Raw genomic sequence first — 13,330 nt, 5'->3', positions numbered from 1 at the left:
AGCGTCAGTGCGCGGTCTCGGTAACCCGGGACTCGCGCACCACGGTGACTTTGATGCTGCCCGGATAGGTCAGCTCCGCCTCGACCTGCTTGGCGATCTCCTTCGCCATCACATGAGTTGCCGCGTCGTCGACGCATTCGGGCTGCACCATCACCCGGATCTCACGTCCGGCCTGCATGGCGAAGACCTTGTCGACGCCCTTGTGCCCGCGGGCGATCTCTTCCAGCCGCTGCAGCCGTTTGACGTAGACCTCCAGGCTCTCCCGCCGGGCGCCTGGACGGCCGCCGCTGATCGCGTCCGCGGCCTGGGTGAGCACCGCGATCACCGTCTTCGGCTCGACCTCGTTATGGTGGGCCTCGATCGCGTTGACGATGTCGGGATGTTCGCCGAACCGGCGGGCCAGTGCGGCGCCGACCACCGCGTGCGAACCCTCCACCTCGTGGGTGAGTGCCTTGCCGATGTCGTGCAGGAACGCTGCCCGTCGCGCCGGCGCCGGGTCGATCTGCAGTTCGGACGCCATCAGGCCGGCCAGGTGCGCGCACTCGACCAGGTGTTTGAGCACGTTCTGGCCGTACGAGGTGCGGTACTGCAGGGCGCCGATGGTCGGCAGCAGGCCCGGGTCGAGGTCGGTGAGGCCGACCTCGGCCACCGCGTCTTCGGCGGCGCGCAGACAGATCTCGTCGATCCGCCGCTTGCTGCGCTCGTAGACCTCCTCGATCCGGGCCGGATGGATCCGGCCGTCCGCGACGAGCTCGGTCAGGGTGAGCCGGGCCACCTCGCGACGCACCGGATCGAACGACGACAGCAGCACGCTCTCGGGGGTGTCGTCGATCATCACGTTGACGCCGGTGGTCTGCTCGAAGGCGCGGATGTTACGGCCCTCGCGTCCGATGATCCGGCCCTTCATCTCGTCGCCCGGCAACGGCACCGTGGTGACCACCGACTCGGTGGTCTGTTCGGTGGCCAGCCGCTGGATGGCACCCACGATGATCTGCCGGGCCCGTTGCTCGCCGTCGCGGCGCGCCTCGGCTTCGATCTCACGACTAAGTTGGACGGCCTGCAACCGCGCCTCGTGCTCGACCTGGGCCAACAATTCGGCCCGGGCCTCCTCCGACGTCATGCCGGCGATCCGGGTGATCTCGGCGCGCTGCTGCGTCTCGACCTCATCGAGGGCGGCTCGGCGGGCGTCCAGGTCGGTCAGGGTCAGCTCCAGATCGCCCAGCCGTTCGTCGAGCTTGCGCTGCACCCCGGCATGCTGATCTTCGCGCTCGCCCACCCGGCGTTCGCGACGTTCGACCTCTTGCAACAGCATCTCGACCCGCTCGCGCTCAACCCGACTGGCGGCATCACTCTCGAGCCGGTTGCGTTCCGCGTCGGAACGGAGTCGATCGGCTTCCGCCCGAGCGGCGGCGATGATCTCGTCCGCCTCGGCCTTGCGCGCCAGCGGATCGACCCGGGCCACCAGGGACTGCAGCCGGGACCGCTCCTGCTTCTCGGCCTCGACCACCCGTCGGGCCGCCTGCTTCTGGGCCTGCTGCTGGTTGCGCACCATCGAGACCACGACCAGCGTCAGCCCCACCAGCACCAGTGCCAGGACAACGGCGACGATGGCGAGCACCTGCATGGGATCCATCGGATACCTCCCGTCGTCGGCGAACACCCGGTACGCCAACGCACGGATCACCATGACAATCAAGCGATGCCGGACATCCGTCCGATCATCGCCGTCCGCTCCGCCTCCGGGGGTGGCGGGAACTCCGATCCCGCGTCCTTGCTAAAACGTTGAAGAAGTCGATCGCATGAGGGTGATGGGTCGTTGACACACCTGTGGGTGAGGTTAGGCCCCGACGGGCCTGCGTTCAAGCGCCACTCCTTGTCGCAATGGAGTTAGCCGGTGTAATCAACGTCTCCGGGCGGCACATCCGCCCCGTCGGAGGGCAACTCTCGCAGCGCCGAGGCGACGACTGAGGCAGAGAACCCGCGCCGGGTCAGCTGACCGGCCAGCCGCCGGTACCGCACCTGGTAGGAGAATCGTTCGAGGCTGCGCGCCCGAGCGGCCACCAGTTCGCGGGCGACAGCCAGATCGGTCTCGGAGCTGACCTCTGCCGCGGCCGCCTCGATCAGGTCGGCGTCGACGCCCTTGTTGCGCAACTCCTGCCGCAGCGCGCGCGTCGACCGCCGGCGCCGATGCTGAGCGTCGAAGACGGCCCCGGCGAACCGCCGGTCATCGATCAGCCCCACGTCAGTGAGCCGGTCGAGAACCTCCCGGGCCGCCTCCGCCGGAACCCGGCGCTTGGCGAGCGCCCGTTCCAGCTCGAGTCTGGTCCGGTCCCGGACGCTGAGCAGTCGCAGCGCGATCTCACGCGCCACCGCGACCGGATCGGCGTCCGGGCCGTCGGGAGCCTCGCTCGGCATGATCAGAACGCGACCTCACCGGTCACCGGATCGACGCCGGGCGGCACGTCGCCGACCTCGCCGATGCCCAGATGCTTGAGGATCCGGCTTTCCAACTCGTCGGCCACCTCGGGGTTCTTCTTCAGGTACTTGCGGGCATTCTCCTTGCCCTGACCCAGTTGGTCGGCCTCGTAGGTGAACCAGGCACCCGCCTTGCGCACCAGGCCGGTCTCGACACCCAGGTCGATCAGGCTGCCCTCGCGGCTGATCCCCTTGCCGTAGATGATGTCGAACTCGGCCTGCTTGAACGGCGGCGCCATCTTGTTCTTCACCACCTTGACCCGGGTGCGGTTGCCGACCATGTCGGAGCCGTCCTTCAGGGTCTCGATGCGGCGCACGTCGAGCCGCACCGAGGAGTAGAACTTCAGCGCCTTGCCGCCGGTGGTGGTCTCGGGCGAACCGAACATCACCCCGATCTTCTCGCGCAGCTGGTTGATGAAGATCGCGGTGGTACCGGCGCCGGCCAGGGCACCCGTCATCTTGCGCAGCGCCTGGCTCATCAACCGGGCTTGCAGACCGACGTGGCTGTCACCCATCTCGCCTTCGATCTCGGCTCGCGGAGTGAGCGCAGCCACCGAGTCGATCACGATCAGCGCCAGCGCGCCGGACCGGACCAGCATGTCGGCGATCTCAAGCGCCTGTTCACCGTTGTCGGGCTGGCTGACCAGTAGGGCGTCGGTGTCGACGCCCAGCTTCTCGGCATAGGCCGGGTCGAGCGCATGCTCGGCATCGATGAACGCACAGATGCCGCCCGCCGCCTGCGCGCTGGCGATCGCGTGCAACGCCACCGTCGTCTTGCCGCTCGATTCGGGACCGTAGATCTCGACCACCCGGCCGCGGGGCAGCCCGCCGATGCCGAGCGCCACGTCGAGCGCGATCGATCCGGTCGGGATCACCTCGATCGGCTGCCGGGTCTCCTCGCCCAGCCGCATCACCGAGCCCTTGCCGTGCTGTTTCTCGATTTGGGCGAGAGCCGCCTCGAGCGCCTTCTCGCGATCTGCAATCGCCATGTCGTGTCGTCCTTCCTCGTCCGGCCGTCGCCGTCTCCCAAGCTCTTGCTGTCACCTTACGAACGGGCACTGACAAAAGAGTCAAACTCGTTCGCGCCTGTGGATAACCGGCTGTTCAGCCCGGGCCACCGGACTTGAACACTACCGAACAAATGTTCGAAACACGTCCGACACGCCGTCACCGCTCGGACGCGGGAAGCTCCAGATTGCGCCAGACCGCGCGCCAGATTTCCTTGCACGGCACTCCGGCGGCGAGCGCCTCACGCACGGTGCGGCTGCCGAGCTCGGACACCACGTGACTCTCTGCCCACAACAGCGCCGGGACCCGCCCCATCTGGTTCGTCAGGCGTGCCCACAACTCGGCTTCGCGCACGTCAGGCGGCGACCCGCGCCCGGACCGGCAGGTGCACCACCGCGTCCCGGTCATCGTATTTGTCGCTGACCCGGCGCAGCACCACGGACAGCGGGACGCCGAGGGCGCCGCAGATCGCGTTCAGCAACTCGCTGGAGGGCTCCTTCTGGCCACGCTCGATCTCGGACAGGTAGCCCAGGCTCACCCGCGCCGACGAGGACACCTCGCGCAGGGTGCGCCGATCGGCGTTGCGCAACTCACGCAACGACTCGCCCAGCAATTCCCGCATCAACTGCGGCCGGTCGGCCTCGGCAGCGATCATGGCCACGACTCTACCCATCCATAGCTCTCATTGACGTCCTGCCTCAACACGAGTCGGCCGGGATATGTTCCGATTCCCCACCACCGGCCCCGCCGCAGCCGCCCGGACCCGGCGGACCGGGGGCTCGGCGCACAAAGCGCCTCCGGCGTCCGGCCTCAGTCCCGGCTGACCGGATCGAGCAGGTCGAGCAGCATCCGCAGCGCCGCCGCGACGGTCTGTTCCCGGACCGCGTCGCGGTCGCCCTCGAACTCGAAGCGCAGCGCGGTCGGTGAAGACCGGATGTTCCCGATCGTGGGTCCCAACACCGCGATCCACACCTCGCCGGGCGGCCGTCCCTCCTGCGAGGCGGGACCGGCCACCCCGGACGCCGCGAGCGCGTAGTCGGAGCCGGTCAGCTCCTGGACGCCGACCACCATCTCGACCGCGGTCTGTTCCGAGATGACCCCGTGGCTGTGCAGCACCGCGGGGTCCACGGCCCCGATCCGGGCCTTCTGCTCGGTGGCGTAGACCACCACGCCGCCCAGGTAGTACCGCGAGGCGCCCGGGACCGCGGTGAGCGTCGCACCCAGCAGTCCACCGGTCAGCGACTCCGATGTCGCCAGGGTCAGACCACGCTCGGTCAGCGTCCGTCCGACTACCTCGGCGAGCGACCGCTGGGTCATCTAGTCCTCCTGTCCGGCCGGGCCACGGTTCCGCAGAGCGATCGCCTCGCGGATGTAGGCGATCGCCGTCACCAGGGTCACGCCGACGGCCGCGGTCATTGCGATCCAGGCCGTCCACTGTAGCCAGACAGGCATCAGCGGCAGGCCCGGAAGGTACAGCAGCAGCGCCACGCTCTGCAGCACCGTCTTCAACTTGCCACCGGCGTTGGCTGCCATCACCCCGTACTTCAGCATCGCCACGCGCATCCAGGTGATGCCCCACTCGCGCGCCAGCACCAGCGCCGTCACCCACCAGGGCAATTCCCCGATGATGCTCAGCCCGACGAACGCCATCCCGGTCAGCGCCTTGTCGGCGATCGAATCCCAGAGCTTGCCGAAATCGGTGATCAGGTTGTAGCGGCGGGCGATCCGGCCGTCCACGGCGTCGGTTGCGATCGCGATCGCGAAAACGGCCGTGGAGCCGAGCCGCCAGCCGAGATCCGCGGGGTGGCTGAGCAGCATCCAGGCGAATACCGGCACCAGCACCAGGCGCAGCAGGGTGAGGGCGTTCGCGGCGTTGAGCCGGCTGGGCTGCTCGCTCATGAAGCCTCAGCCGGATCGGCGCCGGCCCGCTCGGCGGCTCGGGCCGCGGTGCCGGCATCCCCGCGCATGGCAGGGAGGTTCGCCAGTTGCACGCACGCGGTCACGTCGCAAATCTATCCCAGCCACCTGTGTGACGGCTGGTCGAGCCGCCTACTGTCGCACGAGCCGTCCCGGGTGCGTTCGGTCTCAGCCTTCGCGGAGGTTGACCAGCACCTCGTCGAGGTCGTCGGGCTTCACCAGCACCTCGCGCGGCTTCGAGCCCTCGGACGGTCCGACCACACCGCGGGTCTCCAGGATGTCCATCAGTCGTCCGGCCTTGGCGAAGCCGACCCGCAGCTTTCGCTGCAGCATCGAGGTCGAGCCGAGTTGCAGGTTGACCACCAGGGTGGCCGCCTCGAGCACCAGTTCCAGGTCGTCGCCGATGTCCTCGGCCACCTTGGCGGACGCCTCGGGCGCCGCCGCGACATCGTCGCGGTACTGCGGCTGCAGCTGTTCGGTGACGTGCTTGGCGACTTGGCGGATCTCAGCCTCGGTGACCCAGGCACCCTGAACCCGGATCGCCTTTGACGCCCCCATCGGCAGGAACAGCCCGTCGCCCTGACCGACCAGCTTCTCGGCGCCGGGTGAGTCCAGGATGACCCGGGAGTCGGTCATGGACGCCGTCGCGAACGCCAGCCGGGACGGCACATTGGCCTTGATCAGGCCGGTCACCACGTCGGTCGACGGACGCTGGGTGGCCAGCACCAGGTGGATGCCGGCGGCCCGGGCCAGCTGGGTGATCCGGACGATCGAGTCCTCGACGTCGCGTGGCGCGACCATCATCAGGTCGGCCAGCTCGTCGACGATCACCAGCAGGTACGGGTAGGGCGCGAGCACCCGCTCGGACCCCGGCGGCAGCTTCACCGCGCCGGCTCGGACGGCCTTGTTGAAGTCATCGACGTGCCGGAAGCCGAAGGCGGCCAGGTCGTCGTAGCGGGTGTCCATCTCGCGGCACACCCACTGCAGCGCCTCGGCGGCCTTCTTCGGGCTGGTGATGATCGGCGTAACCAGGTGCGGAATGCCCTCGTAATGGGTGAGTTCCACCCGCTTGGGGTCGACCAGCAGCAACTGCACCTCGTCCGGGGTGGCCCGCATCATGATCGAGGTGATCAGCGAGTTCACGAAGCTGGACTTGCCCGAGCCGGTGGCGCCGGCGACCAGCAGGTGCGGCATCTTGGCCATGTTGGCCACCAGGTAGCCGCCCTCCACATCCTTGCCGAGGCCGACCGTCATCGGGTGGTGGTCGTTGCGAGCAGTCGGGCTGCGCAGTACGTCACCCAGCGAGACGATCTCTTTGTCGGCGTTCGGGATCTCGATGCCGATCGCCGACTTGCCCGGGATCGGCGACAGGATCCGGACGTCGGCCGAGGCGACCGCGTAGGCGATGTTCTTGCCCAGCGCGGTGACCTTCTCGACCTTGACAGCGGGGCCGAGCTCGACCTCGTAGCGGGTCACTGTCGGGCCGCGCATGTAGCCGGTGACAGTGGCGTCGATCTCGAACTGGCGCAGCACCTCGGTGAGCCGTCCGACCACCGCGTCGCTGGCCTGGGTGCGGGCTTTCGGCACCGATCCGGCCTTCAGCACGGTCGGTTCCGGCAGCAGGTACTGGACGTCGCCGCTGAGCTGGAGCTGCTCGGCCCGCGCCGGTGCATGGCTGTGCTCGGGGGCCGGCAACTCGTGTTGGACCGCTTCGGCGGACGGCGCCCGCCCCGCGGTGACCGGCTGGGCCGGTTCGGGCTCGTCCTCGATCAGGTCGATCTCGGCCGGTTCCAGGTCACCCACCAGCGGCGTGTCGTAGGCCTCGTCGACGCCGTACTTCAGTTCCGGGGTCGCGGGCCGTTCGGGCTTGCTGGGCAGCTTCGCCCGGAACTCGGCGAACCGGGTCGCCAGTTCGTGCAGCGGAATGCCGACGATGACCAGCACGCCGAAGAGCAGCAGCAGGACCAGCAGCGGAACCGCCACCCAGACGGTGACCAGGTCGGCGACGATGGTGGACGCGATGAAGCCCAGCGCTCCGCCGGCTTCCCGGACGGCTTCGGCGTTGGGGAACCGGGGCATCCCCTTGGAGATGTGGATCAGGCCGAGCAGGCCGAGCAGCGCGCTGCTCCAGCCGACCACCTGACGGCCGGCCGGGCCGTTGTGGTCGGGGTGCCGCAGGGTTCGCCAGGCCATCGCCAGGGCGAGCAGCGGAAGCGCCACCCCGAGCGAGCCGAACACGGTGCTGACCCCGATCCGGACCCAGCGGCCGAAGGCGCCTGGCATCCCGAACCAGAACTCGGCCGCCACCAGGATGGCCAGCGCGATCAGGGCCAGGCCGGCGCCGTCCCGACGCAGCGCGGGGTCGAGGTCGCGGGCGCCGTGCCCGATGCCGCGAGCCAGCGCACCGACGCCGCGGGCCAGCGCGTTCCAGACCGCGGCGATGCCGCGACCGAGCGCCGGCAGTACGCCGGGACGCTTCTTGGTGCGCCCGCGCGAGGACGAGCGGGCCGGTGGTTTCTTGCTTCCGGACGACCGCGGTGCGGAACTGCGCGTGGCGCTGTTACGCGACCGCGATGGGGAAGACGCGCGGGTCGCCATGCCCGACACCCTAGGACATCGGGTGCCTTCCGCCCAGCCTCCACGCCGCCAACACCGGTCAGCTCCCACCAGCTGGCGGCGGGGTGGAAATAGTGATCCGGATCGGGCCGGAACAGACCGGCCCGATCCGGATCCTTGTTTGACGCCCGCGGTTCAGGCTGCGGCGAGGACCGGATGATCGCCCAGCAGGGCGATCACCTGACGCTGCAGGCCGGTGTCCCAGAGCGCCTCGACGTGGGTCAGCCGGTTGACGGTGTGGCTGGCGGCCCACGGCAGCCGAGCCGACGCGTCCGCAACCACCACGTCGCCTTCGCCGTCGCGGAGCGCCGGGCTGAGCAGCGCGAGCCGGTCCAGGACGCCGAGCACCTCGGTGAGGCCGCGGCTGCGGGCGATCCGGGCGGGTGCCGATGGCCGGCGGCTCGGTCCCGCCGGATCGAGCAGTGGGTAGATCCGGCGCAGATCGGCGCTGATCCCGCCGAAGGTGTGCCAGGGAACGCCCGCGGGCGCGGGCCGTCCGGCCAGCTCGCGAAGGGTCGGACTGCCGGGCGCCAGCTCGGCGACCGCCGGGGACGCCGAAAGCGAACAGAGGCTGGCCAGCACGGTCGGGCGCAGGCCGAGTGACGCCACCGCCGCCTGCAGCCGCCGCGCGCTGCGATCGACTCCCACCGCCAGGCCGGCCAGGCCGGATCCGGCATACGGCGTATGCAGCGTGATCACCTGCCGGGTCCGGTCGAGGATGCCCCGCAGCCGGACTTGCCGAGCGGCCCGATCGAGCAGCATCCGGGCCAGCAGTCCGCCGCGGCTGTGCGCGACGACTGCCAGTGGCAGCCGGCGCAGCCGCGGGTCATTGCTGAGCGGTCCGGCAGCGATCTCGGCCAACTGCTCGAGGTTCGGCGCAAGCGGTCCGTCCGGGGCCGTCTGGGTGTAGCTGAAGGTACTGAACCCCGAAGCCAGCAGGGCTTCGCGCCAGCCTACGCGGCCGGGCTGGGCGCCGGTCATGCTGGCCAGGCCACCGTGGAAGCCGTGTAGCAGCAGCACCAGCGGAACCCCCGGGGTCAGCGGCCCGTCGACCTGAACCCACCCCCCGTCCGGCAGCCGCAGGCGCGCGACGGAGTCACGGGGGTGCGGCGCGGCCTGGGCGGTCATCGAAAGTCTCCTTCTGCTTGCCGAGAAGGAGGCGGCGGCCGTCGCCGTGATACTCCGCCGGGGCCCGCACGAGGTCGGGAGAGGCTCGGCCAGCGGTGCGTCAGTCGGTCGGGTCGCCTGGCGGAAGCGGCCCGCCGCGCTCAGAAGTGACGCCAGCCGACCGCGTCACCCTCCCAGGCCGCACCGTCCACGGTGACCGTCGGGTCGCCGGCCGCGACGGCACCGATCACCCGCCAGCCCTCGGGTACGTGGCCCGGGTCGAAGGTGGCCAGCAGGGCATGGTCGTCACCGCCGGTCAGGATGAAGGTGAGCGGGTCCCCTCCCCCGACCGCCGCCGCCACCACGCTCTGCGGTTCGGCGATGTCGAGCTTCGAGGTGTCCACATCGATCGCCACCCCGGACGCCTCGGCGATGTGCCCGAGGTCGGCGAGCAGGCCGTCCGAGCAGTCGATCATTGCGGACGCCCCGGCCTGCTGCGCGACGATGCCCTGGCCGTACGGCGGCTCCGGCACCCGGTGGGCCACCACCACGGCACGCGGGGAGCGGAAGCCGCGGTTCAGCACGGTGAGGCCGGCGGCGGCCCAGCCGAGCCGTCCGCAGACCGCGACCACATCGCCCGGACGCGCCCCCGCCCTGGTCACCGGCCCACGCCCCTGCAACTCGCCGAACACCGTCGCGGTGGCGGTGATGTCGCGTCCGCGGGTGATGTCGCCGCCCAGCAACAACGCACCGGAGAGGGCGCACTCCTGCCGCACGCCGGCGTTGAATCCTTCGACCCAGGAGACCTCCAGCTCAGCCGGAAGGGTGAGGGCCAGCACCACCCCGATCGGGCGCGCACCCATCGCCTCCAGGTCGGCGACGGCGGCCGCCACCGCCTTGCGTCCGACGTCCTCGGGAGCCGACCAGGTGCGGCGGAAGTGGACGTTCTCGACCATGGTGTCGGTGGAGACCGCCACGTCGCCGTCCGCTGCGAACACCGCGCAATCGTCGCCGGGACCGACCCGCGCCGCCGGGCCGGTCGGCAAGCCGGCCGTGATCGAGCCGATCAGGTCGAATTCGTGGGTCTCGGCCATCGTGCGTCCCGCCATGGAAGTTGAGCTTAGGACCTTGTCGGTGGAACCATCCCCTGGTGCCGGAGATCAGCCGCAAGCAGGCGTTGGGGGCGGCCTCGGCCGCGTACGTGACCTGGGGCTTCCTGCCGCCCTTCCTCGCCTCACTCAAGCCGGCCGGTCCGCTGGAGATCCTCGCCCACCGGATCGTCTGGTCCTTCCTGCTGGTCCTGGTGCTGCTGTTCGCGCTGCGCGGCGGCTGGGCCTGGCTGCGCACGTCGGTGTTCACCCGCGCGGCGCTGCCGAGCCTGGTCGCGGCGGCCGGGTTGATCGGCGCGAACTGGCTGATCTACATCTGGGCGGTCAACAACGGCCACGTGGTCGAGGCCTCGCTGGGATATTTCATCAATCCGCTGGTGATCGTGTTGGCCGGGGTGGTGCTGTTCGGCGAGCGGATGGGTCTCGGCGCCCGGATCGGCGGCGGGATCACCCTGGCCGGGGTGATCGTCATCTCGGCCGCGAGTTGGCAGGGACTATGGGTTTCGCTGTCGCTGGCGGTGAGTTTCGCGCTCTACGGGGTGGTGAAGAAGCGCTCCTCGCTGACCGCCCTGCAGGGACTGCTGGTGGAGTCGGCATTTCTCCTTCCGCTGGCCTTGCCCTACCTGCTGTGGCTCGGCCCGAGCGGCCAGTTCGGGCATGCGCCCGGCCTGACCGTGCTGCTGGTGCTGGCCGGCGCGGTCACCGCGGTGCCGCTGTGGTGCTTCGCGGTGGCGGCGCCGCGGCTGCCGTTCGGGGTGCTGGGCATCCTGCAGTACGTCTCGCCGACCATCCAGTTCCTGCTCGGCATCACCTTGTTCGGCGAGCAGGTGACACCGACCTACTGGGTGGGCCTGGTCGCGGTCTGGATCGGTTCGGTGATCTATCTCACCCTGACGATCCGGGCGCACCAGCCTCCCCCGGCCACCGAGCCGGTGTAGCGGGAGTCAGCTGCGCTCCTCGATACCAGGGCGGCGAGCGCGGCGGCGGCATTCGCTCGACGGACGCCGGCATCGACCGGCCCGGGTGCTCGACCCGCGTCGCCGAGCCTCGCCGGGGACACACCTCAGCGCAGGCCGGCCGGCCGCTCCAGCGCCTGCTCGATCAGATCGGCGATCAGGGCCGGGTAGTCGATCCCCGAGGCTGCCCAGAGCGCCGGGAACATCGAGATGTGGGTGAAGCCGGGCATCGTGTTGATCTCGTTGACCAGCACCCGGCCGTCGGCGGTGAGGAACAGGTCCACCCGCGCCAGGCCCTCGGCGCCCATCGCCTCGAAGGTCCGGGCAGCGACGCCGGCGGCGCGCTCCCGCAGGTCGTCGGCGAGTTCGGTCGGCACCTTGAGGACGGCGTCGTCGTCGGAGACGTATTTGGCGTCGAAGTCGTAGAAGGCGCCGTCGGCGCGCATCACGATCTCGCCGGGCAACGACACCCGGGGCGCTCCCCCGCGTCCGCCGAGAACGGCGAACTCGATCTCGCGGGCACCGAGCACACCCTCTTCGATGACCAGCTTCGGGTCGAATTTCTGCGCGAACAGGACGGCCTGCTCGAGTTCGTCGAGGCTGTCGACCTTGGTGATGCCGACGCTGGAACCGCCGCGGGCCGGCTTCACGAAGATCGGGAAGCCCAGCTCGGCGATCCGTTTCAGGGACGCCTCCCGCTCGGCATCCCACTGCCGGGCGGTCACGGTCACGAACCGGCAGCCCGGCAGCCCGGACGCCGACAACGTCCGCTTCATCAGGTCCTTGTCCATCCCGTTGGCGCTGGCGGCAACTCCCGAGCCCACGTAGGGGATGCCGAGCATCTCGAACATGCCCTGGATGGTTCCGTCCTCGCCGAACGGCCCGTGCAGCAAGGTGAACGCGACGTCGAAGGGCCGGACATCGATCAACCGGTCGCCGGCGATGGTGGCGATCCGGGCACCGCCGGCCTCGGCGCCGGGCAGCAGCACGGCGGTCGGCAGCGATTCGTCGAGGCGCGGCAGCACGTCGCCCTGTTTGCGCAGGGTACGGAGCTTGTCGCCGTCCACCTGGACCCAACGCCCCGACGGAGTGATGCCGATGCCAACCACCTCGAAACGCTCGGGATCGATGGCTCGGCTGACACCCCCGGCGGTCAGGCAGGACACGTCGTGTTCGGAACTGGTGCCACCGAAGACGATGCCCACCCGGGTGCGCTGAACCATGCTTCCTCCTGCGTTCGGCCGTCCTCCGAACCCTAGAGGATCGGCTCCACAGGTTCGTGCCGACGACCTGCCCGGGACGCGGTTCAGACCACTTCGCCCGCCCAGTCCCGCGGAATCCGCTTGCCCGCCCGCCGGTCGTAGCGGTCGGCAGGCGGCGTTCGACCACGCAGCTCGCCGACCAGCGCGCTGATCGCGTCCATGATCCGCATGCTGCCCTCGGCGGCGGCGGTGGGCGACTCGCTGGCGTCGTACAGGTCTCCCAGATCCACCGGATCGCCGACCAGCACCTGCATCGTCGAACGCGGCAGCAGCCGTGGCACCGATGCCCCGCGCCCGGCCATCACCTGGTGTGCCCCCCACTGGCCGATCGGGACCACCGGCGCCCCGGTCTGCAACGCCAAGCGAGCCGCTCCGGGATGGCCGGTCATCGGCCAGCCCTCCGGATCGGCGGTGATGGTGCCTTCGGGATAGATCACCACGCATTCGCCCCTGGCCAGGGCGTCCGCGGCGGCAGCCAGCGATTCCCGGGCCCGCGGCGTCCGGCGTTCGACCGGGATCTGAGCCAGCGACCGGGCCAGCCAGCCAACCACCGGGAGATGCCAGAGCTCGCTCTTGGCCAGCGCCCGCGGCCAGCGTCCGTGCCAGATCAGGAAGTGGCCCAGTGCGACCGGGTCGAAGTTCGAGATGTGATTGGTCACCACGATCACCGCGCCGGTGCGGGGCAGCTTCTCGCCGCCCCGCCAGTCCTGCCTGGTGACCACCCGCAGCACCGGTCCGAGCAGCTGGGCCAGCACCCTGAACAGCGGCTCAGCGGGCGTCGGGTTCGCCCGCGAGAGCGGCAGCGCTGCGCGAGTCATCTCTGGCTCCTAGACGGGCTGGGGTCGCCTCAGGGTACTGGCGGCCCGGCGGCCGAAAAGCG

General features: G+C 70.1%; 13 protein-coding genes. 1 reads left to right on the top strand and 12 read right to left on the bottom strand.

Annotation, left to right across the window (positions count from 1 at the left end; translation table 11 throughout):
* Window positions 1-4 precede the first annotated feature (4 nt).
* From rny to QM711_RS00410, 10 genes are all read right to left on the bottom strand, one after another.
* Window positions 5-1,633, bottom strand: coding sequence for a ribonuclease Y (rny, locus tag QM711_RS00455; protein ID WP_415095759.1), 1,629 nt, complete (start codon window positions 1,631-1,633; stop codon window positions 5-7).
* 254 nt (window positions 1,634-1,887) lie between these two features.
* Window positions 1,888-2,415 carry a regulatory protein RecX gene (locus QM711_RS00450; RefSeq protein ID WP_415095758.1) on the bottom strand — a complete coding sequence of 176 codons (528 nt, stop codon included), beginning with the start codon at window positions 2,413-2,415 and terminating at the stop codon, window positions 1,888-1,890.
* Window positions 2,416-2,417: 2 nt separating this feature from the next.
* Window positions 2,418-3,464 (bottom strand): recombinase RecA, encoded by a 1,047-nt coding sequence (gene recA / locus QM711_RS00445; RefSeq protein WP_415095757.1) that lies wholly within the window; start codon window positions 3,462-3,464, stop codon window positions 2,418-2,420.
* A 178-nt stretch (window positions 3,465-3,642) separates the two neighbouring features.
* Window positions 3,643-3,837 (bottom strand): DUF3046 domain-containing protein, encoded by a 195-nt coding sequence (locus QM711_RS00440; protein ID WP_415095756.1) that lies wholly within the window; start codon window positions 3,835-3,837, stop codon window positions 3,643-3,645.
* A 1-nt stretch (window position 3,838) separates the two neighbouring features.
* Window positions 3,839-4,138, bottom strand: coding sequence for a helix-turn-helix domain-containing protein (locus QM711_RS00435; protein WP_415095755.1), 300 nt, complete (start codon window positions 4,136-4,138; stop codon window positions 3,839-3,841).
* Window positions 4,139-4,293: 155 nt separating this feature from the next.
* The gene (locus tag QM711_RS00430; protein ID WP_415095754.1) at window positions 4,294-4,800 is read right to left on the bottom strand and encodes a CinA family protein; all 507 of its coding nucleotides are present in this window, start codon (window positions 4,798-4,800) and stop codon (window positions 4,294-4,296) included.
* Window positions 4,801-5,382, bottom strand: a complete 582-nt coding sequence (locus QM711_RS00425) for a CDP-alcohol phosphatidyltransferase family protein (protein ID WP_415095753.1) — start codon at window positions 5,380-5,382, stop codon at window positions 4,801-4,803.
* A 186-nt stretch (window positions 5,383-5,568) separates the two neighbouring features.
* Window positions 5,569-7,998 (bottom strand): DNA translocase FtsK, encoded by a 2,430-nt coding sequence (locus tag QM711_RS00420; protein WP_415095752.1) that lies wholly within the window; start codon window positions 7,996-7,998, stop codon window positions 5,569-5,571.
* A gap of 153 nt (window positions 7,999-8,151) precedes the next feature.
* Window positions 8,152-9,144 carry an esterase/lipase family protein gene (locus QM711_RS00415; RefSeq protein WP_415095751.1) on the bottom strand — a complete coding sequence of 331 codons (993 nt, stop codon included), beginning with the start codon at window positions 9,142-9,144 and terminating at the stop codon, window positions 8,152-8,154.
* Window positions 9,145-9,284: 140 nt separating this feature from the next.
* Window positions 9,285-10,232, bottom strand: coding sequence for a thiamine-phosphate kinase (locus tag QM711_RS00410; RefSeq protein ID WP_415095750.1), 948 nt, complete (start codon window positions 10,230-10,232; stop codon window positions 9,285-9,287).
* Window positions 10,233-10,273: 41 nt separating this feature from the next.
* Between QM711_RS00410 and rarD the strand changes: the two genes are divergently transcribed.
* Window positions 10,274-11,170 (top strand): EamA family transporter RarD, encoded by an 897-nt coding sequence (gene rarD, locus QM711_RS00405; RefSeq protein ID WP_415095749.1) that lies wholly within the window; start codon window positions 10,274-10,276, stop codon window positions 11,168-11,170.
* Between the two features lie 125 nt (window positions 11,171-11,295).
* Here the strand turns inward: rarD and QM711_RS00400 are convergent, their stop codons facing one another.
* A complete protein-coding gene (locus QM711_RS00400) occupies window positions 11,296-12,411 on the bottom strand; it encodes a D-alanine--D-alanine ligase family protein (protein WP_415095748.1) in 1,116 nt (371 codons plus the stop codon).
* 83 nt (window positions 12,412-12,494) lie between these two features.
* Window positions 12,495-13,268, bottom strand: a complete 774-nt coding sequence (locus QM711_RS00395) for a lysophospholipid acyltransferase family protein (RefSeq protein WP_415095747.1) — start codon at window positions 13,266-13,268, stop codon at window positions 12,495-12,497.
* Window positions 13,269-13,330: the final 62 nt, after the last annotated feature.

Source organism: Micropruina sp. (genome assembly GCF_047602385.1).
Lineage (GTDB): Bacteria > Actinomycetota > Actinomycetes > Propionibacteriales > Propionibacteriaceae > Micropruina.
This window is presented reverse-complemented; position numbering and strand designations above follow the sequence as displayed.

Coding starts and splice junctions, on each gene's coding strand:
- rny (WP_415095759.1), bottom strand. CDS start 1,633: ATGGATCCCATGCAGGTGCTCGCCATCGTCGCCGTTGTCCTGGCACTG.
- QM711_RS00450 (WP_415095758.1), bottom strand. CDS start 2,415: ATGCCGAGCGAGGCTCCCGACGGCCCGGACGCCGATCCGGTCGCGGTG.
- recA (WP_415095757.1), bottom strand. CDS start 3,464: ATGGCGATTGCAGATCGCGAGAAGGCGCTCGAGGCGGCTCTCGCCCAA.
- QM711_RS00435 (WP_415095755.1), bottom strand. CDS start 4,138: ATGATCGCTGCCGAGGCCGACCGGCCGCAGTTGATGCGGGAATTGCTG.
- QM711_RS00430 (WP_415095754.1), bottom strand. CDS start 4,800: ATGACCCAGCGGTCGCTCGCCGAGGTAGTCGGACGGACGCTGACCGAG.
- QM711_RS00425 (WP_415095753.1), bottom strand. CDS start 5,382: ATGAGCGAGCAGCCCAGCCGGCTCAACGCCGCGAACGCCCTCACCCTG.
- QM711_RS00420 (WP_415095752.1), bottom strand. CDS start 7,998: ATGGCGACCCGCGCGTCTTCCCCATCGCGGTCGCGTAACAGCGCCACG.
- QM711_RS00415 (WP_415095751.1), bottom strand. CDS start 9,144: ATGACCGCCCAGGCCGCGCCGCACCCCCGTGACTCCGTCGCGCGCCTG.
- QM711_RS00410 (WP_415095750.1), bottom strand. CDS start 10,232: ATGGCGGGACGCACGATGGCCGAGACCCACGAATTCGACCTGATCGGC.
- QM711_RS00400 (WP_415095748.1), bottom strand. CDS start 12,411: ATGGTTCAGCGCACCCGGGTGGGCATCGTCTTCGGTGGCACCAGTTCC.
- QM711_RS00395 (WP_415095747.1), bottom strand. CDS start 13,268: ATGACTCGCGCAGCGCTGCCGCTCTCGCGGGCGAACCCGACGCCCGCT.